Source organism: Arcobacter caeni (assembly GCF_003063245.1).
Lineage (GTDB): Bacteria > Campylobacterota > Campylobacteria > Campylobacterales > Arcobacteraceae > Aliarcobacter > Aliarcobacter caeni.
This window is the reverse complement of sequence record NZ_MUXE01000017.1, coordinates 1-24,004: the sequence shown is the minus strand read 5'-3', so window position 1 is coordinate 24,004 and position 24,004 is coordinate 1. Positions and strand designations below refer to the sequence as shown.

The 24,004-nt window shown below is 26.4% G+C and carries 21 protein-coding genes; 5 read left to right on the top strand and 16 right to left on the bottom strand.

All coding sequences use genetic code 11. The annotated features are described in order from the left end of the window. Position 1 precedes the first annotated feature (1 nt). From B0174_RS10325 to gltB, 12 genes are read right to left on the bottom strand one after another with little or no spacing between them, the layout of a single operon-like run. Positions 2–1,000, bottom strand: coding sequence for a glycosyltransferase (locus B0174_RS10325; RefSeq protein WP_108560461.1), 999 nt, complete (start codon positions 998–1,000; stop codon positions 2–4). Further along, positions 997–1,818: a polysaccharide deacetylase family protein gene (locus tag B0174_RS10320; RefSeq protein WP_108560457.1), complete on the bottom strand. Its 822-nt coding sequence runs from the start codon at positions 1,816–1,818 to the stop codon at positions 997–999. The genes B0174_RS10325 and B0174_RS10320 overlap by 4 nt, the downstream gene beginning before the upstream one ends. Continuing rightward, a complete protein-coding gene (locus tag B0174_RS10315) occupies positions 1,818–2,900 on the bottom strand; it encodes a glycosyltransferase family 4 protein (protein WP_108560454.1) in 1,083 nt (360 codons plus the stop codon). The genes B0174_RS10320 and B0174_RS10315 overlap by 1 nt, the downstream gene beginning before the upstream one ends. Continuing rightward, positions 2,900–4,141: an O-antigen ligase family protein gene (locus B0174_RS10310; RefSeq protein WP_108560451.1), complete on the bottom strand. Its 1,242-nt coding sequence runs from the start codon at positions 4,139–4,141 to the stop codon at positions 2,900–2,902. Before B0174_RS10310 ends, B0174_RS10315 begins: the two co-directional genes overlap by 1 nt. A gap of 33 nt (positions 4,142–4,174) precedes the next feature. Next, positions 4,175–5,443, bottom strand: coding sequence for a nucleotide sugar dehydrogenase (locus B0174_RS10305; protein ID WP_108560448.1), 1,269 nt, complete (start codon positions 5,441–5,443; stop codon positions 4,175–4,177). A 10-nt stretch (positions 5,444–5,453) separates the two neighbouring features. Then, positions 5,454–6,329, bottom strand: a complete 876-nt coding sequence (locus B0174_RS10300; RefSeq protein WP_165790418.1) for an ELM1/GtrOC1 family putative glycosyltransferase — start codon at positions 6,327–6,329, stop codon at positions 5,454–5,456. Beyond that, complete coding sequence (locus tag B0174_RS10295) at positions 6,304–7,212, bottom strand: LpxL/LpxP family acyltransferase (RefSeq protein ID WP_165790417.1); 909 nt, start codon at positions 7,210–7,212, stop codon at positions 6,304–6,306. The genes B0174_RS10300 and B0174_RS10295 overlap by 26 nt, the downstream gene beginning before the upstream one ends. Continuing rightward, positions 7,212–8,681, bottom strand: coding sequence for a Ppx/GppA phosphatase family protein (locus tag B0174_RS10290; RefSeq protein WP_108560438.1), 1,470 nt, complete (start codon positions 8,679–8,681; stop codon positions 7,212–7,214). Before B0174_RS10290 ends, B0174_RS10295 begins: the two co-directional genes overlap by 1 nt. Next, positions 8,681–8,935, bottom strand: coding sequence for a YfhL family 4Fe-4S dicluster ferredoxin (locus B0174_RS10285; RefSeq protein ID WP_108560435.1), 255 nt, complete (start codon positions 8,933–8,935; stop codon positions 8,681–8,683). The genes B0174_RS10290 and B0174_RS10285 overlap by 1 nt, the downstream gene beginning before the upstream one ends. A gap of 43 nt (positions 8,936–8,978) precedes the next feature. Then, the gene (locus B0174_RS10280; protein ID WP_108560432.1) at positions 8,979–9,734 is read right to left on the bottom strand and encodes an inositol monophosphatase family protein; all 756 of its coding nucleotides are present in this window, start codon (positions 9,732–9,734) and stop codon (positions 8,979–8,981) included. A gap of 3 nt (positions 9,735–9,737) precedes the next feature. Beyond that, positions 9,738–11,114, bottom strand: a complete 1,377-nt coding sequence (locus B0174_RS10275) for a glutamate synthase subunit beta (RefSeq protein WP_108560429.1) — start codon at positions 11,112–11,114, stop codon at positions 9,738–9,740. 4 nt (positions 11,115–11,118) lie between these two features. Beyond that, positions 11,119–15,555, bottom strand: coding sequence for a glutamate synthase large subunit (gene gltB / locus B0174_RS10270; protein ID WP_108560426.1), 4,437 nt, complete (start codon positions 15,553–15,555; stop codon positions 11,119–11,121). 300 nt (positions 15,556–15,855) lie between these two features. Between gltB and B0174_RS10265 the strand changes: the two genes are divergently transcribed. Genes B0174_RS10265 through B0174_RS10255 form a run of 3 tightly spaced genes read left to right on the top strand, consistent with a single transcriptional unit; the run spans position 15,856 to position 18,697 of the window. Next, complete coding sequence (locus B0174_RS10265) at positions 15,856–16,848, top strand: DctP family TRAP transporter solute-binding subunit (protein WP_108560423.1); 993 nt, start codon at positions 15,856–15,858, stop codon at positions 16,846–16,848. A gap of 12 nt (positions 16,849–16,860) precedes the next feature. Beyond that, positions 16,861–17,415 (top strand): TRAP transporter small permease, encoded by a 555-nt coding sequence (locus tag B0174_RS10260; protein WP_108560420.1) that lies wholly within the window; start codon positions 16,861–16,863, stop codon positions 17,413–17,415. 1 nt (position 17,416) lies between these two features. Next, on the top strand, positions 17,417–18,697 hold the full coding sequence (locus B0174_RS10255) for a TRAP transporter large permease (RefSeq protein WP_108560417.1): 1,281 nt from the start codon (positions 17,417–17,419) through the stop codon (positions 18,695–18,697). A gap of 28 nt (positions 18,698–18,725) precedes the next feature. On the opposite strand, the gene B0174_RS10250 is transcribed toward B0174_RS10255, so the two are convergent. Continuing rightward, positions 18,726–19,433 carry a glycerophosphodiester phosphodiesterase family protein gene (locus tag B0174_RS10250; protein ID WP_165790416.1) on the bottom strand — a complete coding sequence of 236 codons (708 nt, stop codon included), beginning with the start codon at positions 19,431–19,433 and terminating at the stop codon, positions 18,726–18,728. Then, complete coding sequence (locus B0174_RS10245; RefSeq protein ID WP_108560410.1) at positions 19,420–21,009, bottom strand: cache domain-containing protein; 1,590 nt, start codon at positions 21,007–21,009, stop codon at positions 19,420–19,422. The genes B0174_RS10250 and B0174_RS10245 overlap by 14 nt, the downstream gene beginning before the upstream one ends. 66 nt (positions 21,010–21,075) lie before the next feature. Between B0174_RS10245 and B0174_RS10240 the strand changes: the two genes are divergently transcribed. Then, on the top strand, positions 21,076–21,762 hold the full coding sequence (locus B0174_RS10240; protein ID WP_108560407.1) for a response regulator transcription factor: 687 nt from the start codon (positions 21,076–21,078) through the stop codon (positions 21,760–21,762). Here the strand turns inward: B0174_RS10240 and B0174_RS10235 are convergent. Together B0174_RS10235 and B0174_RS10230 are read right to left on the bottom strand one after the other, a co-directional pair. Next, entirely contained in the window at positions 21,748–22,542 is a 795-nt protein-coding gene (locus B0174_RS10235; RefSeq protein WP_108560404.1) for an EI24 domain-containing protein, read from the bottom strand. The genes B0174_RS10240 and B0174_RS10235 overlap by 15 nt on opposite strands. 8 nt (positions 22,543–22,550) lie before the next feature. Next, the gene (locus B0174_RS10230; protein ID WP_265734945.1) at positions 22,551–23,396 is read right to left on the bottom strand and encodes a radical SAM/SPASM domain-containing protein; all 846 of its coding nucleotides are present in this window, start codon (positions 23,394–23,396) and stop codon (positions 22,551–22,553) included. Between the two features lie 138 nt (positions 23,397–23,534). On the opposite strand from B0174_RS10230, the gene B0174_RS10225 reads away from it, so the two are divergent. Then, entirely contained in the window at positions 23,535–23,858 is a 324-nt protein-coding gene (locus tag B0174_RS10225; protein ID WP_108560398.1) for a hypothetical protein, read from the top strand. The last annotated feature ends 146 nt before the right edge of the window (positions 23,859–24,004 follow it).

Here is a 24,004-nt window from a genome sequence, read left to right as displayed (position 1 = left end):
TTTATCTTCTTTCTATTTTTAATATACTTGAATAATACTCAAAATACTCTTTGGAGATATTCTCTAAAGTAAATCTATTTTTATATTTATTTTTAATTCTAGAAAATTCATCTTTATACTCTTCATAATTATTAATAAGCTCATCAATTTTTAAAGCAATATTAAAATCTTCAATTATTAATTTTGAAGTTAAAATATCTTTACAGCCACTAACTTTTGTAGAAATAAAAAGTTTTGCATAAAATAATGATTCAATCATTACAATACTAAAACCTTCACTCAACGAAGACATTATTATTAAATCTGAGTTATTTATAACAACTGGTATATCTTTTCTAAATCCTAATAATTTTACTTTATTTTCCAAAGAGAACTCTTTTATAATAGAAGTTAAATTATCATACTCATTACCTTCTCCTACAATTTGTAATATTGCATTATTTTTTATTTTAGAAAACTCTTTTATTAAAATATCAAAACCTTTTATTTTATCAAGTCTTCCTATTGCTGTTATTGTAAATATCTCATTTTTTTGTTTATTATCTTCTAATTCTAAAGGTTCAATTCCATTATAAATTATCTTAACATTATCATTTTTTATACTTTTAGCAGCATCATTTGAAACAGCTGTCACATATTTTATTTTATTAAATATTTTTCCTTTTCTTGCATTATGTTTTGTAGCAATATGAACTAACTTCATAAATTTATTTAAATAGTAAAAAATTTGTGTTGCTTTTGATGCATGAGTATGAACTAAATCTATTTTATATTTTTTCAAAATAAAATATACTTCTAAATATAAAAATGGATTTAATCTTCTATCTAAAGATTTATATTCTACTAAAATTATATTTTTAAAGAATTTGTCTTTATATTCACAACCATTTGGAACTAAGACTATAACGCTATTGTATAAAGATATACTATTGCTTATATCTACTGTTACTTTTTCAAGTCCACCATATTTAGTAGAGCAAGTAAAATAACAAATATTCATCTACTTTGACCTTTTTTCATTTTTAAAATAAAACTAAACATATTTTGTCTTCCACTTATCATAATTCTTGGAATTAAATAACTTGAGAATTTCGTTTTATCATAAACACCATTAACAACCGTTGTTGCATTTGTATAAGAAGAATTATTTAATATTTTCAAATCCTCATTATCGAAAAATCCAAAAGGATATGCAAATGAAGTACATTTTATATTAAAAATTTCTTCTATTTGTTTTTTAGACTCAAATATTTGTTTCTCTTTTTCTTCTTTAATCAATTTTGGTAAATTTACATGATCTAAAGTATGAGATCCTATTTCAATTAGTCCACTATTTATCATCTCTTTTATTTGTTCATTTGATAGCATTTTCTCAGAATTTAATTCATTTGAAGATTGATTTAAATCTTTATCCGTTGCCCAATTTTGATTAAATCTATTTAAAACAATATAAATTGTTGCTTTAAAATTATATTTTTTTAAAAGAGGAAATGCATTTTTAAAGTTATCTTCATATCCATCATCAAAAGTTATTACGACAGCTTTTTCTGGAATTTCATTTAAATTTTCTAACTCTGATAATGTATAGCTATTCCAATTATTTTCTTTTAACCATTTCAATTGTTTCTCAAACTCTTGTGGTTTAACTCTTAATCTATTAAATTTTGATTTGTCTTTTTCTAAATGCTCACTAATCATATGATACATTAAAACTCGAGGATAAGAATAAGCGATATCTTTTCTCCACCATGAGAATCTAAATGATAAAATGACAAAAGTTAAAAAAATAATTCCTTCAATAAAATAAATATAATTCATTATAAATTCCTATAAACTTCTAAAGTTTTATTTACCATATTCTCCAAAGAAAAATTATTAGAAATATAATTATATCCATTAAACTCTAGATTTATAGATTCTAAAATATTATTTGCTAAGCTTTTATCATCTCCTACTTCAAAGAAAAAACCATTAACATTTTCAATAATTATATCTTTTACACCACCATGATTTGTGGCAATTACTGGTTTATTCATACAAATAGCCTCAGCAACAGCTCGACCAAAACTCTCTGGTTTTTTTGAACTGCTAATTATTACATCACTTAAAGCATAAATTTGTTCGATTTTACTTTGACTTCCTGTAAATATAATATTATTTTCTAAATCCAACTCTTTCATTAGGGTTTTTAAAGAGTTTAAATAATTCTCTTTATCACTTCTAACGCCACCTACAATTAAACCAACTATATTAGGAATTTCTTTTTTTACTATTAAAATAGCTTTTATAAAAGTCTCATAATCTTTTAATTGAGTAACTCTTCCAACACTTGAAACTATAAATTTATCTTTTAAATTAAACTCTTTTTTAAAATTATCAATAAAAGTTTCATCTATATTTTTAGGATTAAAAAGTTCTAAATCAATTCCTCGTGGAATTACAGTAATTTTATTTTCACTTGTTTTATAATGCTTTTGAATGTACTCTTTTATACTATTACTCACACAAATTACAGCATCTGCTTTTTGCATAATTGAGCTATAAAAACCAACACTATTAAATCCATGAACAGTACTTACAACTTTTATTTTTAATTTTTTATTTGCAAAATAAACAAGCCATGCAGGAACGCGACTTCTTACATGAATAATATCTAGCTTTAGTTCTTTTAAAATCTTTTTTAAACCATTTATTCTTGAAAATGCAGTAAAAATATTTTTACTACAAACATCAAATCTTATAAAATTCCCACCATCAACATTTATTTGATTTTCAAGTTTTCCTCCATTACTAATAACAAAAGATTCTATTCCTTTTTTTACAAACTCACGGTTTAGCTCGACGACACCTCGTTCAACTCCACCTTCATTTAGCTCTGGAACTAATTGTACTATCTTCATCAAATGTTTTTCACTTTATTTCTTTTTTCTTCAATATCTTTTGCCTCATAAATACTAACTAAAAGCAGGAATATAAGAGCTAAAAATGTATAAAATTGCCAATTACTTTGTGATAAACTTTTTGCAAACTGTAAGGGAGTAATGCAATATAAAATTCCAATAGATGCTATTAATGAAATAGGTTTATCTTTAATAAAAAGTTTATATATTTTATATGAAATATATATAAATAAAAGTAAACCTATTATTCCCCATGAAACTAATAAATCTAATAAGATATTATGGGCATGAAAAGGAGAAATTTCTAACCATGTTTTTTCAAAAGGATCTAATGATTTATTATCATATATTTTTGAATAATACTCTTGAAAATCGTATCTAAACATCCCACCACCAATACCTAATAAAGGTTTATCCTTAATTATCTCAAAAGAAGTTTTATAAATTTGATGTCTTCCTGATGTTGCACTATTTGATGTAGGATTTAATATTGCAGAATAACCTCGATACAACTTATCATTAAATAAACTCAAAGAAAAAACAATACATAATCCAATGAATAATAATACAAAATATTTTCTATAACTTGATAATAGCCCTACAACAAATAAAGTAGAAAACAAAGCTACTATGGGACTTCTATTCCCTGATAAAAAGAATATTATTATAAAAAAGATGAATGAAAATATTGCAATTTTTCTATATTTATCTTTTAATAAAATTATTGATGATAAAAGTAAACCAAAAAATTCTCCTGAGTAAAGATTTACAACTGGCATCGTTGTCCATGCCGTTATTCTACTTCCATCTCCATACATTGGTTTTCCAAAAACATCAAATTTAAAAATATATTGATACAAAGAATCAAGATTAAGAATAAAAAGTGCTATAAAGGAAACAATCATTACATTTTTAATTTTTTCTCTTGTATTAAATACATATAAAATTGCAAATAATAAAATTATAAATCTTGACATGCCAAAAGAATGTTTTAATGAAATCATTGGATTATTTGTAAATAATGACTGTATAATAAAATAGCCTAATAACAAAGCAAATCCATTAATTAGACTTTCATATTTCTTATAAAATTCTAAAATTAAATTTTTATTTTTTATACAATATATAATAAATAATATATCAATTAATATTGTTATAATTTCAAAAGCTTTACCAACCAAGAATAATAATATCATTAGATAAAACAAATATTCTATTGATTTTAATAGTTTTTCGTTCAAGTGATTTCCTTTTATTTATAATTTTTTATAGTGCTATAATTTCCAAGAAGGATTAGGAACTATTCCTTTTACATCTATTATTATTTTTTCACCATTTATTATATTGTCATATTCATTTTGAGTCAATGATTTAAATTTATCATGTCCAACCGCTACAAGGATTGAATCATATTTTTTTAAGTTTTCAAATGGATTTTTCACAAAGTTATAATTATAATAACCTTTATCTTTTTCATCAATCCAAGGTTCATAAATATCAATATTTGCACCATAATCTTTTAATTCAGAAATAATATCTACAACTTTTGTATTTCTAATATCAGGACAATTTTCTTTAAATGTTAATCCCATTACAAGAATATTTGAATCTTTTATAATTTTCCCAGCTTTTATCATTAGTTTGATTGTTTTTTCAGCAATATATTTACCCATTCCATTATTTATCTGTCTTGCGCTCAAAATAAGATTTGGTTTATATCCTAATTCTTCAGATTTATAAGTAAGATAATATGGATCAACACCAATACAATGTCCACCAACAAGTCCTGGCTTTAGTTTTATAAAATTCCATTTTGTTGCAGCTGCTTCAATTACATCATTTGTATCTATATTCATAGTATCAAAAATTAGTGCTAATTCATTTATAAGTGCAATATTTACATCTCTTTGAGTATTTTCAATTACTTTTGCAGCTTCTGCTACTTTTATTGAGCTTGCTTTATGAGTTCCTGCTGTGATAATACTTTTATATAAATCATCTACAACAGTTGCAATTTCAGAAGTTGAACCTGATGTTATTTTAAGAATTTTTGTAACTGTATGTTCTTTATCACCTGGATTAATTCGTTCAGGAGAATATCCACAGAAAAAATCTTTATTAAAAGTCATTCCTGAAACTTTCTCAAGTTCTGGTACACAAACTTCTTCTGTAACACCTGGATAAACAGTTGATTCATAAATTACAATATCATCTTTTTTAAGTACTTTCCCAATAGTTTGAGAAGATTTAATTAAAGGAGTTAAATCGGGTCTATTTGAGCTATCAATGGGAGTAGGAACTGTAACTATATAAATATTACTATCTTTAATATCATCTATATTTGTTGAATAAATCATTCCATTTTTGATTGATTCATTTACTTCTTCTGTTGTTAATTCTAAAGTTCTATCAAAACCACTACTTAATTCATCAATTCTTGGTTTATTTATATCAAAACCTACTACTTGATATTTCTTACTAAAAGCATGTGCTAGAGGAAGTCCTACATATCCTAGTCCGATTATGCATATTTTTTTATTCAACTTTTTTCCTTTAAATTTTTACTCTTTTTAATATTTTCACAAAATCTAATTTTTCATCCATATCATTAATTATAGATGCTAATTTATGATATTTTGTATTCTCTTTTTTTGATTTTAATTCAATTATATTTATTTTTGCATCACTATTTGCTCTTACTTCACTTAACATTGAGGTAGAATCAATAGTAATAAAAAATTCATCACAAACAGCTATAAAATCACCGATTGGATTTATATTTGGTTCTTTTGAATAAATAAGCTTATAATCAAAATCATATTCATCAACCAAAGTTTCTATTTTAGAAGATGTTCTTCTTGAGGTTGTAACATATTTTAAATAATCAGGATAATTTTTGAAAATTTCATCTAATTTTTCTTTTATAATATGGTATTGCATTGAAAAAACACCATTATCTCCACCAATTATTATAGCCAGAGATTTTTTATTTTTATTTTTTTCAATAAAACCTTTTGGACTTGAATATGATAAATTTAAAGGAATAGCCAATAAATTATCTAATAAAACAGGATGGTCATGTTCTTGCGCAATTATATAATAAAAATTTGAGTATTTGTAAGATTTGGGAAGCATTAATGCGATTGATTTTTTGTTATATTTTTGAGCAATTAATTTATTAAAATAATAAGTTCCAGAACCAGCACTAATAATTGCATCATAAAATTCTGGATAATAATTTTTGTGTTCTTCAAATAAAGAGTCTGTGAAAAAATTAAATTTATCAAAAACATAAGATAAAAGTTTATAAAACCTTGATTTAAATTTTACTTCTAAAATATCATAACTAATGTTTTTAATTTTACAAAAAGCTATGGATTGATTTAAGTGTCCTGGTTTACCGTCACTTATTATTAAAATTCTTTTCATATATCTCTTTATAATGACTTTTAAACCTTTTATGAGGCCAAAACCATTGTTTTTTATCTTCATAGATTATAGCAGATATTGCATTAGCTTCTAATTGTGAAATTATTTTTATATCATCTTTTTCATTATCTGTTTTAACAGGAATAATAGGGTTATATATTTTTATTTTGTATTTATAATTTTCTTGATTAAAAATAGCAAGAGGTACGATATAAGCATCGAATTTTCTAGCTAAACTTGCACTTGAAGATGTTTGATAAGCCTTTTTTCCTAGAAATTCTACTTCTTCACCATCTTTTGAATTAATATTTTGATCAATTAATAAAGAAACAGCATCTTTTTTAATCATCGCTTTTACCAGTTTTTTTAAAGCTCCTGTTTTAAAAATGATCTTACTTCCAGATGCTTCTCTAGCTTTTACTATAAATTCATCAATTTCTTCAAAATTTGATTCTCTTGCTACTTGATATAAAGGTATTACGAATTTATTTATATAACAGCTAAGCATTTCAATATTTCCGTAATGAGCTGAGATTAAAATAATTGGTTTATTCTGTTTTTTTAAATCTTCAAGAATATGTGCATTTTCTATTTCAACAGTTTGTTTAAGTTCTTCATCTGTAACATCTAAGTTTTCTATAAGTGATTGAACCCATAAAATCATATTAAAATAAGAGTATTTTTGAATCTCTTTAATTTCTAAATCTGATAAAGTATTTTCAAAAACAAAATCTAAATTTGTTTTTATTATTCTATTTGTTTTTTTTGCGAACAAATATCCACAAGTAGCAATAAACCTAAAAAAGGCTCTTCTTAAAGATTTTGGTATTTTTCTTAGTATAAAAATAACTACTAAAAAAAGTTTGTAAACTATTTTTTTCATCATAATATCTTTATATTTAAATCTTCAGGACTTTCTAATTTATCAATGTTTGATTCAATCAAAAATGATTTATTTAATAAAGCTATTTGCAAAGTATTATTTTCCAATATATATTCAACTTTTGGTCTTGATAAATCTTGATTTATTGCAATATTTAAAGAAATCATAAAAGACATCCATTGCATAACTTCTAAAGATGGTAAAAGCTCTTCATATTTTAAAATATCATTTTTTGTAGGAAGTGATTTTTTTGAAAATTTAATTGTATGAGCTACAAGAACCCTTGAAGTATGTAAAAAATCATAATTTAAACCATTTAAAATAAAATCAAATGCGTTATCATTTGATTTATAAAAATTTAGTGCAGAACCAATAGAATGAAGTTTTGAAGATATTACTAATAAACTTCTGCACTTATTATCTAAATTATGTATTGGTTTTAAAACATCAAATATTTTTTTTGCATTATTTCCTAAATAAGCACTTTGTTTTTCATCAATTTGAAATCTATCCAATAGGCTTCTAACGCTTACATTAAAATTTTCTGGGAATTTATGATTTGAAGTTCTTAATAAATCAGTTAGATAAGCACCTTCTCTCACTCCAACGCCAGAGGTCACAACCTCATCTATATTTAACTCTTCTAAAATAGTTTTAAAAATAAATGCACCCTCTTTTATCGTATCAAATCTATCTTTTTTAACACCAAATGATTTTAAATCATCATTATTTTTAGCTATTGATATTTTATCAAATAAACTAATTTCATCTTTTACTTTATACATATATTCATGTAATACATCTAAAGGATATTGATTTTTTGTCATTACAATCTTAGACAAAGCTCTAATACTTCCTCCAATTCCTACAACTTTTTTCGGAATTTTTATCTCTAATTCTGAAATCTTTTTTAAATTATCTAAAATATATTTTTTAGCGCCTTCAACATCATTTTTATTAAAATAAAGTTCTTTTATTCTAACTGTTCCAATATTTAAAGATATTGATTTTTCTACTTTTCCATTATTTATAAAACAAAATTCCGTAGAACCACCACCAATATCAACAGTTACAAAAGTATCATCATGAAGTAAGTTTAAAGCTGCAATTCCACCATAATATGCTTCTTTTTCACCATCAATTACTTTTATATTTAATCCTAAATCTTTTGAGATTCTAGAAATAAATACATTTGCATTTGGAGCATCTCTTAATGCTGATGTTGCAACACAAATAATTTTTCTTGATTTTAATGCCGTAGATATATTTAAAAAAGATTTTAATGATTCATATGCTCTTTGCATAGGAATTTCTTGTAGATTTCCACCATTTTCGTAACAGCCCTCAGATATTTTAACTCTGCTTTTTGTTTCATTTATTAAATTAAATGCGAACCTGCTACTTTTTTGTAGTACAACCATACGCATTGAGTTGGACCCAATGTCGATAATAGTTGTTACTTTAGACATTAAACTTCTTCTTCCATTAATTGTTCATACTTGAACTTTAACTCTTCCATTGTTTCTTGGTTATCTGGATCAATTATAATACAGTCAACTGGACAAACCTCAATACATGAAGGTTCTTCATAATGCCCTACACACTCAGTACATCTATCAGAGTCAATCATATAAATTGGATCTCCCTCTTCAATAGCAGAATTTGGACACTCTTCTCTACATGCATCACATGCGATACATTCATCAGTAATAATTAAAGACATATAATTTTTCCCTAGTATAATTTATTTATGGTGGAGTTATAACCTAAACTTCTTTAATAAATTCTTTAACTAAATCAAACTTTTGCTTATTTTTTGAAAGCAATAAAGATTTATCTGTTTTATAAATATATAAATCTTTAAATATATATAAAGATGCAGCAATATCAAACTCTCGTATATTCCCACAATACAATACAAAATCGTAATTTTGGGCATCACTCAAAGACAAAGCAACTGCACCTAAAGATCTAAATTTTATATTATTTTTTGATAATTTTTGACAAATTATTGGATACTCATAAGCTCTTTCAAAAACTGAAATCTTTGTTTTTTCTATATGAATAGGTATTATTTCTTCGTTTTTTATAAGAGAAAAATATTTTATTTCATCATCAAATGCTCTATATTTTATAATTGAAGATACTAAATTTGTCACAAAACCAGCTATTGTTGTTCCATCTTTTTGTAAAGCAACAGAAGTTCCATAATATGGTAAATTAGAATAAAAATTATTACTTCCATCAAGTGGGTCAATAACAATTGTAAACTCTTTATTTGTTGTTTTTAATCCACACTCTTCAGAATAAATATTTCCAAAATTTTCCAGATGTTTTATAAAAATATTTTCTGCAATTAAATCCATTTTTAAAGAATTATCACCACCAAAACCAGTGATATTTGTATATTCATAATCTTTTAAAGATAGATTTGTATTTATGTAAATATGTAATTCTTTGTTTGCAAGAATTACAGCCTCAATAAAACTTCTTTTATATAAGGCTGTAAGATTATTATTCATTTTTTATAATAACTCTTTTATTATGGCTTTTGCAGCTTCTCTTCCATCAACAGCAGCAGTAACAGCTAAGTGAGCGCCTCTTTGACAATCTCCACCTGCATAAACTTTTTTGTTTGATGTCTTGAAATTAGAATCAATTATAATTCCACCCCATGAGTTTGTTTCAACATTTAATTCTTTTAAAAATGTAGGAACTTCAGGAGAAAAACCTAGTGCTAAAATAACAATATCAGCTTCTTCTAAATACTCACTACCTTCAATTAATACAACTTTTTGTCTTCCACTTGTATCTTCTTTACTCATAGAAGTTTCAACTAATTCAACGCCAACTGCTAAATTTTTTTCAACTTTTATAGATTTTGGGCTTACATTAAATACGAATTCAACACCCTCTTCTTTTGCATTTACAACCTCTTTTTTAGATCCTGGCATATTTGCTTCATCTCTTCTATAAAGACATTTAACACTTGTAGCATTTTCTCTTACAGATGTTCTAACGCAGTCCATAGCCGTATCTCCACCACCAATTACAACTACTTTTTTATCTGTTACATCTATATAATTAACATTTTTATTGCCAAGATTTCTTTTTTGGATTCCTGTTAAAAAATCAATTGCAAAATGTACATTTGAAGATTTTTCACCTTCAAGTTTTACTTCATTACTTTTAGTTGATCCAATACCTAAAAATATTGCATCAAAATCATTTTCAAGTTCAGATATTGATTTATCACGCCCAATCTCACAATTTGTATGTAATTTCATTCCAGCTTCTAATAACCAATTAATTCTTCTATCAATTGTTGTTTTATCAAGCTTAAATCCAGGGATTCCATACATTAAAAGTCCCCCTGCTCTATCTGCTCTTTCAAACATTTCAACATTAAAACCCTTTCTTAAAAGAAAAGTTGCTGCTGAAATTCCAGCTGGTCCTGAACCTACGACTGCAACTCTTTTATCATTTTTATGTTCAGTGAATTTAGGTTTAACACCTCTTTCAAAAGCATCTTCTGATATAAAAGTTTCAACAGCACCAATAGATATTGCTCCATGGCCTGTATTTAATGAACATGCACCCTCACATAAAACATCTTGAGGACAAATTCTTCCTAAAATTTCAGGAAAAGGAGATGTTTCATTTGATAAAGCAAATGCCATATCTGGGTTTTTAACAACAGTTTGTTTTAACCAAGCTGGAATATAATTTCCTAATGGACATCCTGTATGACAATATGGATCACCACATTGCATACATCTATCAGATTGCTCAACTGCTCTTTGTTTTGTAAATACTTGATATACTTCATTAAAATCTTTTAATCTTTGAAGTACATCTCTTTTTTCAGGATTAATTCTTTCAAATTTTGTAAAGTTTAACATCTCTCTAATCTCCCTTGTCCGGATCCAGTGGTAGCACCGTCATATTTTTAGGTTTTACCATCCAAAAGTTTCTAATTTCTGCTCTAAAATTTTGTAATATATTTTCAGCTATTTCACTTTGTGTTTCATGTAAATAGTCTAATAACAATCTTTTTAAATATAATCTTTCTCGCTCTGTATCATCTGTATCAACTCTAACTGCTTCTATTAGTTCTTGATTCATTTTATCAACAAAAGTTTTTTCGGGGTCATAAACAAATGCTAAACCACCTGTCATTCCAGCTCCAAAATTAATTCCAGTATTTCCTAAAATTACAGCAATTCCACCTGTCATATATTCACAAGGATTATCGCCAGTTCCCTCAACAACCGAAATACAACCAGAATTTCTAACTGCAAATCTTTCACCAACAGTTGCTCTAATATAAAGTTTTCCACCTGTTGCACCATACAAACATGTATTTCCAGCGCCAGCGAAATTGTTTCCCTGATGTGCTGGATTTATGATGATTTTTCCACCATTCATACCTTTTCCAACATAATCATTTGCAACTCCATCAAGGTGTAAATTCATACCTTTTGATAAAAATGCCCCAAAAGATTGACCTGCAATTCCTTTTAGATTTATATTTATAGAGTTTTCAGGTAATCCTTTGTCTCCATAAAATCTTGCTATTTCTCCAGAAATTAAAGCACCAAATGATCTATTTAAGTTAGAAATTTCAGTATTTACTTTTATTGGCGAATTTGGGTTTTCTATTGTTCTATGAACTTTTTTTAATAACTCTTTTTCAAATTTATTATCATCAAAAGGAGCATTTGTCTCTTTTTGACAAGTATCAATTCCCTCTATTCTTCTTAAGATATTTTGGAAATCAAATTTTTGTGCAAATTTATCATCAATTACTTTTAGTAAATCAGATCTTCCAACAATTTCTTCTATTGTTTTATAACCTAATGAAGCAAGAATATTTCTAACATCTTCTGCTATAAAAGTAAAATAAGAAATCAATCTATCAACTGTTCCTGTAAAGAAATCTCTTAAGTTTTCATCTTGAGTTGCAACTCCAACTGAACATTTATTTGTATGGCAAATTCTTAAAATTTTACATCCAAGAAGTGTTAATGAAGCTGTTCCAAATGCATATGACTCAGCTCCTAACATTGCTGCTTTTACAACATCAAGACCTGTTTTTAATCCACCATCTGTTTGAAGATGAACAAATTCTCTTAAATGGTTTGCTTTTAAAGCATTATGAGCTTCACTAAGACCCATTTCCCATGGATTTCCAGCATGTTTGATAGAAGTTAAAGGAGCAGCTCCCGTTCCTCCATCTCCACCTGAAATAATGATTTTATCAGCATAAGCTTTTGCAACTCCAGCTGCAATCGTTCCAACACCAATTGATGAAACTAATTTAACTGTAATTTTAGCCAATGGGTTAATTTGTTTTAAGTCAAAAATTAACTGTGCTAAATCTTCAATTGAATAAATATCATGGTGTGGTGGTGGTGAAATAAGTGTAACACCAGCAACGGTATGTCTAAGCGTTGCAATTAAAGGAGTAACTTTGTGTCCTGGTAATTGTCCACCTTCACCTGGTTTTGCCCCTTGTGCTACTTTTATTTGTAACTCTTCAGCACTTCTTAAATATGCTGGCGTTACACCAAATCTCCCAGATGCAACTTGTTTGATTTTAGAATTTTTGATTGTTCCAAATCTTTTTGAATCCTCACCACCCTCACCTGAGTTACTCATACCACCAATTGTATTCATAGCAGTTGCCATTGCTTCGTGAGCTTCTGGTGAAATTGAACCCAATGACATGGCAGCAGTTGAAAATCTTTTGAAAATATCTTCTTTTGTTTCAACACTACTTACATCAATAGGCTCTTTATCTGAATTAAATTCAAAGAAATCTCTAATAAACTTTTTATCTCTATTATTTACTAAATCTCTTAAACCTTCAAAATCTGTAATATCTTCTTTTTTAGCCGCTTTTTTATTATGCATAGCTCTTGTAGTTGCAGGTCCATAATCGTGGTATTCTCCACCATTATTATATTTGTAAAATCCTCCTATATCTAATGGAAAAACTGTATTTTCTTCTTTAAATGCATTATGATGAGATTTATTTATCTTTTCTTCAATATCAGCATATGATAATCCACATAAATCACTATGAGCACCTGTAAAACAGTCATTATTAATTTCATCACTTAAACCAATAATATCAAATAAACCAGAGTTTCTATACGATGCAATTGTACAAATTCCCATTTTTGACATGATTTTTAATAATCCAGCATTTACAGATTTTTGTGTATTTTTTAAATATTTTTGCATCTCATATTTAGTTGGTTTTTCTCTTTGAAAAAATGCAACCGTTGAGGCATACATCATATATGGATAAATTGCAGTACATCCAAATGCAACTAAAACAGCAGCCATATGTGGATCATAAACTTCACCTGTAATTGCTACAATTGAAACATTATGTTTAATTTCTTCTTTTAATAATCTTTGATTAATATATCCAACAGCCATTACAGCAGGTATTACTTTTTCATTTTCACTAAGTGTTCTATCATCTAAAAGAACTACTGATACACCATCATGTTTAACTGCTTTTATCACATAAGAAGCTAATTGTTCTAAAGCTGCTTTTAAATTTGTTTTAAATGTTGTTGCAAATACTCTATTTTTATAATAGGCATCATATCTTGGTGATTTTTCATCTCCAAAAGAGTATAAAACATCATATTTTTCTTTCATTAAAATAGGACTTGTAACTTTTAATCTTCTTGCATATTCAGGTTTTTCATCTAATACATTATGTACTTTCCCAAATCCTGTTTCTAAAGACATAACTACTTTTTCTCTATATGGGTCAATTGGAGGATTTGTAACTTGTGCAAATTTTTGTCTAAATAAATCTGTAAAATTTCTATTTACTTGAGAAAAACAGGCTAATGGAGTATCATCTCCCATAGAACCAACAGGTTCTTTACCCTCTTTTGCCATTGGTTCAATAACTTGGTCCAGTACTTCATAAGTAATATTAAAGAACTTTTGTTTTTTCTCTAAGTTTTCTAATTTATAGTCTTTTACATTTAAAAAAGTATCTTCAATATACTCTTGAATATAATCCATATCATCATTTAACCATTTAGAATAATGTTGAGATGATTTTAAATAATTGTTAATATCATCTTCTTTTAAGATTTTCCCATGTTTTAAATCAAGGGCAATCATTTGACCTGATTGCAATCTTCCTCTTTCTAAAATATTGTCATCTTCAATATTTAGTGTTCCATATTCAGATGTAATATATAATTTGTCATCTTTTGTAATAATATATTTTGATGGTCTTAATCCATTTCTATCAATTAAACAACCAATATGTCTTCCATCTGTTAATGAAACAGCAGCAGGTCCATCCCATGCTTCCATTGCAGTTGCTGTATATTCATAAAAAGCTCTTAAATTAGAATCCATATGAGGAGCATTTTGCCAAGGTGCTGGAATTAAACTTCTTGCAGCTTTAAAGAAATCTACCCCATTTGCTAATAAAAATTCAAACATATTATCTAAAGATGTAGAATCAGAACCAATTGGTTGTAAAATTGGTAATAATCTTTTCATTTCAGCTTCTGAGAAAATCTCTGATTTTAATTGTTCCGATTTTACTTCAACATTAAATCTATTTGCTTCAACTGAGTTTATCTCACCATTATGTGCAATTGCTCTAAAAGGTTGTGCTAATCTCCACAAAGGAAGTGTATTTGTTGAAAATCTTTGGTGAAATAATGAGAATGATATTTTAAAATCTTCATCTCTTAAATCTACATAAAAAGTTTTAATATGAGTAGGCATAATAAGCCCTTTATATGATAAAACTTTTGATGAAAAGCTTGGAATATAAAAGTCTTTATCATCTATTAATTTGTGTTCACACTCTTTTCGTGTTAAATAAATCATTGCATCAAATCTTTTTGATGACATTAATGTATTAGGAACAACAAAAACTTGTATTATTTGAGGTAAATTTTCTAAAGCTTGTTGTCCTAAAGCACTTATATCAACAGGAACTGTTCTTACAAACACTACTTTTAAATCATTTGTTTCACAGTATTCTGTAAAAACATCTATATGTTTTAAATCTTTTGTAAAAATCATAGCAACCGCATATGTTTCTGGTAAATCTATACCTTTTTGTTTAGCCATTTTTCGCATAAAAGAGTCTGGCATTGATAACAATAACCCTGAACCATCTCCCGTTTTTCCATCGGCTGCTACTGCACCTCTATGCATCATTCTTTCAAGCGAAGTTATTGCATCTTCTAAATTTTTATGACTCGGTCGGTTTTTCATGTCTGCTACTAAACCAAACCCGCAATTATCTTTAAAAGAAGTTAGTAAGTCTAAATTGCACCCCATCATTTTCCTTTATATTAATCTTTATATTCCGTAATAAAATTGAATTGTAATATACTGCAAATTAGTTTAAATGAAGTTAATTACGCAGAATACTGAATCTTTACGATAAGCCATTATACTATGAAAAAAAGATTTAATTTATATCATTCTGTATAATTTTTATACAGAAGATAACTTTTATACAAAAAATTCATTAATGATAAAAAATCTACAATTATAAAGTTATCCCTCTTTGTTACATAATAATTACATAACTTTTAACTATAATTTTTTATGTCAAATTTAAGGAGAGAAAAAGATATGAAAAAATTAGTTATAGGAACAATTACAGCTGCAATGATTGCAACATCAGGAATTGCAGCAGATTATATAATGAAAGTAAGTCATGTTGTTAGTGCTAGTACACCAAAAGGAAAAGCTGCTGATTTTCTTGAAAAAAGAATTGAAGAGTTAACAGGTGGGAAAATTGATGTTCAAGTATTCCCAAATTCACAATTATACGGTGATGGTGAAGAAATGAAAGCACTTGCTATGAATAATGTTCAATTAATTATGCCAAGTTTATCAAAGTTTACAAGTATTGCACCACAAATGCAACTTTTTGATTTACCTTTTATTTTTAGAGATAAAGACCATTTATATAAAGTTATGGATGGAGAAGTTGGAAAGATTTTAAAATCAAAAGTTGATGAAAAAAAACAAATGTTAGCAATGGATTATTGGGATGCTGGATTTAAAGATCTTTCAAGTAGCAAAAAACCTTTAATTTTACCAGAAGATGCTAATGGTATGAAATTTAGAATCCAAAGTTCAAAAGTTTTAGAAGCACAATTTAAATCTATTGGTGGAAATCCTCAAGTATTACCATTCTCAGAAGTATATTCAGCTTTACAACAAGGTGTTGTTGATGGAACTGAAAATCCATTATCAAACTTTTATACAAAAAAATTCCACGAAGTTCAATCTAGTCTTACTATGACAGAACATGGTTATTTAGGTTATTTAGTAGTTATGAATGAACAATTCTGGAATAAACTTCCAAAAAATCTTCAAGATAATATTTCTCAAGCAATGAAAGAAGCTACAGTTCTTGAAAGAGAAGAGTCAGCAATTGAAGATGCAAAAATAATGGAAGAGTTAAAAACTTATGCAAAAAATACAAATAAGCTTCAAATTATTGAGTTAACACCTGAACAAAAACAACAATGGAAAAAAGCTATGTCATCGGTTTATCCTAAGTTTTATGATGTAATTGGTGAAGATTTAATTAAAAAAGCTATTGACACAAAATAATGAAGAAATAGAATGAAAAGATTTTTTGAAATTATCGATTTAATTGTTGGTACAATTAACCAAACTATGGCAGTCCTTGGACTGTCAGTTGGTGTTTTACTGGCATTTATCAATGTTATATTAAGATATGTTTTTGATATGAGTCTTACATGGGCTGCTGAACTTACAAACTATCTTTTTATCTGGTCTGCACTTTTTGGAGCTGCATATGGATTTAAACAAGGTGCTCATATTTCTGTATCTTTATTTATAGAAAAATTTCCACCACAAATTACCAAGTTTTTTTTAGTTTTTGCAAATGCTATTTCAATTGCATATCTTGGATTAATGTCATATTTGGGATACAATCTCATCTTTTTATTAAAAGATTTTGGCGAAGATAGTGTTGATTTAGGAATTCCTATGTGGATTCCCCATTTAGTTCTTCCTATTGCATTTGCATTAGCAGCATACAGATGTGCTGAAAAATTGGTTGAACTTTATAAAACTGATTCTAATAATATTAAGCTTTTTAGTGAACATGAAGCTGTAATACATGAAGTAACTTCACAAAAAGGAGAAAAATAATATGGTTATTGCTACTTTATTTATTTTACTTTTTGCTTTAATGTTTGTAGGTGTTCCTGTTGCTGTTGCATTGGGTGCTACAACATTAATTACATCATTCTTTTTTACAGATTTTGATTTAATGGGAATTCCATCTACTGTTTTTGATGGATTAAATAAGTACACACTTATGGCAATTCCTATGTTTATTCTAGCTGGGTCTTTATTATCAAGAGGTTCATCAGCTGGTAGAATAATAGAATTTGCAAAAACTTTAGTTGGACATCTTCCAGGTGGACTTCCTATTGCAGCTATTCTTGCATCTATAATTTTTGCAGCAGTTAGTGGAAGTTCTCCTGCAACGGTTGCTGCTATTGGTTCTGTTATGTATACAGCAATTAAACAAGCTGGATATAATGAACAATTTGCCATTGGTACGATTGCAACATCAGGAAGTTTAGGTATTTTGATTCCTCCTTCAATTGTATTTATTGTGTATGGGGTAACGGCTGACCAATCTATTGGAAAACTTTTTATGGCAGGGGTAATACCAGGTCTTGCAATTGGTGCAATGATGATGGTTGCTACTTATATTCTAGCAAAAAGAAGTGGTTTCAAAGGTACTAAAAAAGCAACTTTAAAAGAGCAATTTATAGCTTTTAAAAATTCTTTTTGGGCATTATTAATTATCGTAATTGTAATTGGTGGAATTTACGGAGGTATTTTTACTCCAACAGAAGCCGGTGCATTTAGTGTTATGTACGCATTTTTTGTTTCATTCTTTATTTATAAAGATACAAAATATAAAGATTTATATAGAATTATTTTAGATTCAGCACAAACAAGCTCAATGATTTTCTTTATCATTGCAAATGCTATTTTATTTGCTCATTTTTTAACAGATGAACAAATTCCTCAACATATTACTCAAATGATTATTGAGGCAAATGTTGGACCATTGATGTTCTTATTAATTGTAAATATTTTACTTTTATTAATGGGACAATTTATGGAACCTAGTTCTGTGGTAATGATTACAGTACCACTTTTATTACCTATTGGAATGGCATTAGGAATTGATCCTATTCATTTAGGTGTTATTATGGTTGTAAATATGGAAATAGGTATGATAACCCCGCCTGTGGGACTCAATCTCTTTGTGGCCAGTGGTATAACGGGACTAAGTTTAAAAGAAGTTATTGTGGCATCTTTACCAATGACTGCTGTATTACTTCTAGGTTTAATATTAGTAACATATATTCCAGTTATTTCATTATGGCTTCCGAATTTTATGTATGGATAAAAAAGAGAGAGATTTATTCTCCTCTTTTTTAAATTATAAAACCTTCAAAAATTACACCATTTACTTTTTTTTCTATCTGCTTAAATCTTTTTTTATCTTTAATTGTCCAAGTTATAACTTCCAACTCTTTTTTTTTACAAAAATCATAAATCGAACTATCAATCAACTTATCATCCAAAGAGATAAAATCTGCTTTACTTTTAAGAAATTTATATAAAAAAATTGCTTTTTCATACTTTTTGAACTTTTTTAGAAAACTTCCAAAAATCAATCCTCTAATTTGTTTAGGTTTATTATTTTGTAACCAAAACAAAATATCTTTTTCAAAAGAACAAATAAAATATTCTCCTTTATACTCTTTTAACATCTTAATTAAAATATCTTCTAATACACCAATATTTTCGTGTTTTTTTATTTCAATTACTAAAGGTATTTGTCCATTAACCTCATCTAATAACTCTTTTAATAATGGAATTTTTTCATCACTTTCATATAATCTTAAATCTTTAAAAAAATCATAAGTTATCTCTTCAATTTTTTCTTTTTTATTACATAAACGATTTAAATCATCATCATGAAAAACTACTATCTGATTATCTTTTGTAATATTTATATCAAACTCAATTGCATAATTTTTTTCTATGGCTGCTTTAAAAGCTAATATTGAATTCTCAGGAATTATTCTACTTTTATGTAAACCTCTATGTGCTATAAATCTATTTTTAAATAAATTCATAATGAATTCCTTTAGTATCACTATTTTTAGGTACAAATATAGCAAATTTTGCACCATCTTTTGTATTTCTAACTCTTAATTTACCTTTCATATTTTTATCCACAATTATTTTAGACATATAAAGCCCTATTCCTGTGCCATTACTATCTTCTTTAGTTGTAAAATATGGTTCAAATATTTTACCTTTTGGTTCAACTAAAACGCCACCACCATTATCTTCTACATATAAAACAATATAAGTATCTTCTTCATAAGCAGTAATTTTTATATACGGATTTTTTATTTTTTTTTCTATTAAAACATCTTTTGCATTGTTAATAATATTTAATAAAACTTGTTGATATTCATTTAAATATGTTTTTAAAACAATGTTTTTATCAATATGTATTTCTAATTTAATATCATAGTTTCTTAATGTACTTGAAATTATATTTATTACAACATCAACTATTTTATACAAAAAAAACTCTTCTTTCTCTTTTTTAGGCATAAAGAAATTTCTAAAATCATCTATCGTTTGAGACATAAACTCCAAAACTCTATCTGCTTCCAAAGATTTTTGTTCCATAGTTTTAGAATCAAGGGCATTGATACTATATTTAAATTTTATGTACATTAAAATGGAAGACAATTCACTTAATGGCTGTCTCCATTGATGTGCAATATTTGAAATCATTTCACCTAATGCTATAAATTTTGATTTTTGAACTAAAAACTGCTCTTTTTCTCTATTTTTTTCAATCTCTTTTTTTACTTTTTCTTCTAAAGATTGATTCAATTCTTCCAATTCTTTTGCATTTGAAGAAACTTTATTTTCATAACCTTTTAAAACTTTATCAATTTTTTCTGAAATAAATATTGATATTAAAATAGCAATAGATAAAAACATTACAAATAAAACTACATTTTGAACTACTTGATTCTTAATTCTTTTTTTTAAATCTTGAGTTTTTATTGCTATTTCATTTTCCATATCATCTGTATAAATACCAACTGCAATAATCCAATTCCATTTTTCATAATATTTAAAATACGATATTTTTTGTTTTGTCTCTTTTGTATCTGGCTTTTTATAAGCATATTTTGTAAAAGATTCACCTTTATATCGTATATCTCTTAAAAAATCTTCTCTAAATTTTTTCCCATCTGCATCTTCATAATTTGTTGATATTAATGTTCCCACTAAATCAAGTCTATTTGGATTTACTATAAGTTTTGCAAAATCATCGCCACCTTGCATATTTTTTACTTCATATACAAAAAAATAGTTACTTGTATTTTCTTCAAAAGTTATATTATTAAGAAGTCTAATCGCGTCTATTTTTTGTTCTTCATCATCTAAATTTGATTTAACTATATTATAATTTAATATATCAAGAATAGTATTAATCTCTTTTTTTAATGTCTTTTTCTTATCAGAATAATACTCATTTATAAATTTTTCCATTTCAACATCAAAATCACTATAAGTATTTTTAACATAAAAATATGACATTGCAAAAACCATTGATGTCATAATTACAATAAATGTAAAAATAATAATCTTTGATAAATTTTTTTCTATAACTAAAGCCAAAATAGTCCCTTCTTAACCTAATTTTGCTATGATAACATATCTTTTATAATAAGGATTTTTATAAATATGCAAAATGATTTTATAAATAAACTCAATGCTTATTCTGTTTTATATGCAGAAGACGAAGATGGAATTAGAAATAATATAAAAGAGATTTTAGAACATCTGTTTAAAGAAGTAACTTGTACTAAAAATGCCAGTGAAGCTTATATAAAATATCTTGAAAATAATCCTGATTTAATAATTACAGATATAAAAATGGGAAATGAAACAGGTATTGATTTGGTAAAAAAAATAAGAAAATCTGATTCTAAAACAAGAATTATAATAACATCTGCATATACAGATTTAGAATATTTACTACAAGCCACAGAACTTCATCTGATCAAATATATTATTAAACCAATAACTCAAGATAAACTAATGGAAGCACTTGAAAGTTTTGTAAATAGTTATAATGACTCTAAAATATATAATTTAATTCCTAATTGGATTTTTGATTCTAGTAAAACTTTAGTTTCAAATGGAAAAGAAGAATTTACTTTAACTAAAAAAGAAAATAACTTTTTAAAACTACTTATTAGTAAAAATCGAATTATCACTTATGGAGAACTCGAAACAAATATTTGGGATGAAGATTCAATTATGACAGCAAATGCAATGAGACTTTTTATTAAAAACTTTAGGAAAAAACTTCCTAAAGATTTTTTAAAAAATATTCAAGGAATAGGATATAAACTAGTTCGAGACTAGTTTTACCTCTAGTTTTTCTAATTCATCTAGTTTTATAAAATATGCATGTCCTAAATAAATAACATAATAAACAGCCGTAAAAAGCATCGCAAATGGAATCATAGAAATAAAATATAAAAATAGTGTTCTAAGTCTAAAACTGTTTGCTTCTTTTTCATAAATAATTTTATATTGCTCTTTACTCAAAATAGTTGAACTCACATCAAAATTTAAAAGTTTATGAAAGAAATAATAAAATGGAATAGAAAAAGCTATTATATTTAGAACAGGTACAAAATAAACTGGAATTAAAAGTATAAATAAAAAAATCATCATCAAAAAACTTTTTACTAAAACCCAAAGAGATAAAAATACAGTTCCATATTCATGTAATTTTAAATGAGAATAATATCTTTTATGCAAGATTCTTAAAATCATTGGCGTTAAAAATCCAATTACAATAATCGAAAAAATCACTGATGCTTGTAACACAATTACTGTTCCAATAGTATAAAGCAAAAACCCAGCAATCCACGAAGTAAATGAGTATTTAAATAAAAATACAATCAAATAAGTAAACCAAACAAAATAAAATGGTGCATTTTCATCAATAATAACTTCTTGACCATTTTGTGAAGCAGTTGCGATTTCGTGTAAACTTGAAATCCCAAAATCTGCTGCTGTAAAAAACAATACATATAAAATAATCATCGTAACAATCAAAGGGACAAGTGCTATTTTTAACATAGAACTTGTGAAAAAATCTTTTATACTTTTTAATATAATTTCTACTTCATTCATTTTCTCTCCTATTTATCAAATCTTGTTCGATATTCACACTTTTGGCAAAGCTCTTCGACTATAATATTGTTTTTAAAACCTTTTTGAATATCTTTGACTCGTTTTGAATTTAAAATATCCTCAATTTGGACCTCATTTGTATTTCCAAGCTTCACACAGGCATTTTGATCCAAACAACATGGAATTACATCTCCATTTACTAAAACCCCAAAATGAGAATCTAAACCATAACAAAATCCAGTTTTAGACACTATTTCATTTTCTAAAGAAGGCCAAGAAAAATACTCGTCAAAATTAAAAAATATTTTTCTAGCTATCCTAATATTTTTTGGTTTTTCTTTATAAACATCATCTATATTTATATCTGAACCAAAAGTTTCATTGATTTTGTCAAAGACTTTTTTATTAAACTCTTTTGCACTTTTTTCTTCATCTAAATTCCAAATTCTAAAATTTATAAAATATTCATGTTTTTGTTCTTGAGCAAATTTCACAAAATCCAAAATTGGATTTAAATACTCATCAAGTGATTTTTTATGAGAATTTGCATTATATGAATTTATTGAAAAATTTATTTGTTTAATCGTTGGATTCATAAGTGCTATATAATGTTTTTCATTTATATTATTTGCAGTTGTTGTAATATTTACTTTTAACTCATATTTTAAACTAATATTTAAATACTCTGATAAATTTGATAAAACAAGCGGATCACCAACAATATGATAAGCTAACTCTTTTGTATATGGTTTTAATTGTTTGTTTAAATCATCAAATTTTTCTAAACTCATAGTTGCATTTGGAAGTATTTTTGGAGGACAAAATGTACATTTTAAATTACAAATATTTGTGATTTCTATATGTACTTTGTGAAATTTTTTTATAATATTTCCTTTTTAAATTTTTGAAATTGTATCCAATAGTAGATAAAAACTAATCTTAGGCTAACGCTAGTTTAATTATAATTCCAAGACTAATAAAAAAGGCAAAATATGGAAATGATTCTAAATGAAAATGATTTAATTGTAGGTGCTAGATTTGAAAATGGAACTATTCAAGATTATATTGATGATAACAAAACTTATGGATTAATTCGAATTGAAGAATCAACAGCAAATTGGTTTTTATTCAACAAAAATGAAAGTGAAGAAGATTTACAAAAACTATATGAAAAAATATTAAAAGAAGAACATTTTATTCAAGATGATTTTGGAGAAGAAATCGTGATTTTTAATAAAATTGGAGATAAATCTTTTGAAGAATTTACAAAAATAATTGATGAATATTTAGGTGATGAATTGGGAAGTTTTATTTAAACTTCCCTTCTTTTTACAAGGTAGTGTTCATCATTCTGTGTCAGCCTAGATAATTCCTAAAATTCTATCATAAATTTAAAGCATCATCAAGCCGTCCATCAAAGTGGATGGCTAGTTGTGAAATTGTTAAGCTCCAATTTCTTATT

Coding starts and splice junctions, on each gene's coding strand:
- gltB (WP_108560426.1), bottom strand. CDS start 15,555: ATGGGGTGCAATTTAGACTTACTAACTTCTTTTAAAGATAATTGCGGG.
- B0174_RS10260 (WP_108560420.1), top strand. CDS start 16,861: ATGAAAAGATTTTTTGAAATTATCGATTTAATTGTTGGTACAATTAAC.
- B0174_RS10280 (WP_108560432.1), bottom strand. CDS start 9,734: ATGAATAATAATCTTACAGCCTTATATAAAAGAAGTTTTATTGAGGCT.
- B0174_RS10325 (WP_108560461.1), bottom strand. CDS start 1,000: ATGAATATTTGTTATTTTACTTGCTCTACTAAATATGGTGGACTTGAA.
- B0174_RS10320 (WP_108560457.1), bottom strand. CDS start 1,818: ATGAATTATATTTATTTTATTGAAGGAATTATTTTTTTAACTTTTGTC.
- B0174_RS10315 (WP_108560454.1), bottom strand. CDS start 2,900: ATGAAGATAGTACAATTAGTTCCAGAGCTAAATGAAGGTGGAGTTGAA.
- B0174_RS10235 (WP_108560404.1), bottom strand. CDS start 22,542: ATGAATGAAGTAGAAATTATATTAAAAAGTATAAAAGATTTTTTCACA.
- B0174_RS10240 (WP_108560407.1), top strand. CDS start 21,076: ATGCAAAATGATTTTATAAATAAACTCAATGCTTATTCTGTTTTATAT.
- B0174_RS10295 (WP_165790417.1), bottom strand. CDS start 7,212: ATGAAAAAAATAGTTTACAAACTTTTTTTAGTAGTTATTTTTATACTA.
- B0174_RS10285 (WP_108560435.1), bottom strand. CDS start 8,935: ATGTCTTTAATTATTACTGATGAATGTATCGCATGTGATGCATGTAGA.
- B0174_RS10290 (WP_108560438.1), bottom strand. CDS start 8,681: ATGTCTAAAGTAACAACTATTATCGACATTGGGTCCAACTCAATGCGT.
- B0174_RS10255 (WP_108560417.1), top strand. CDS start 17,417: ATGGTTATTGCTACTTTATTTATTTTACTTTTTGCTTTAATGTTTGTA.
- B0174_RS10275 (WP_108560429.1), bottom strand. CDS start 11,114: ATGTTAAACTTTACAAAATTTGAAAGAATTAATCCTGAAAAAAGAGAT.
- B0174_RS10300 (WP_165790418.1), bottom strand. CDS start 6,329: ATGAAAAGAATTTTAATAATAAGTGACGGTAAACCAGGACACTTAAAT.
- B0174_RS10250 (WP_165790416.1), bottom strand. CDS start 19,433: ATGAATTTATTTAAAAATAGATTTATAGCACATAGAGGTTTACATAAA.
- B0174_RS10225 (WP_108560398.1), top strand. CDS start 23,535: ATGGAAATGATTCTAAATGAAAATGATTTAATTGTAGGTGCTAGATTT.
- B0174_RS10265 (WP_108560423.1), top strand. CDS start 15,856: ATGAAAAAATTAGTTATAGGAACAATTACAGCTGCAATGATTGCAACA.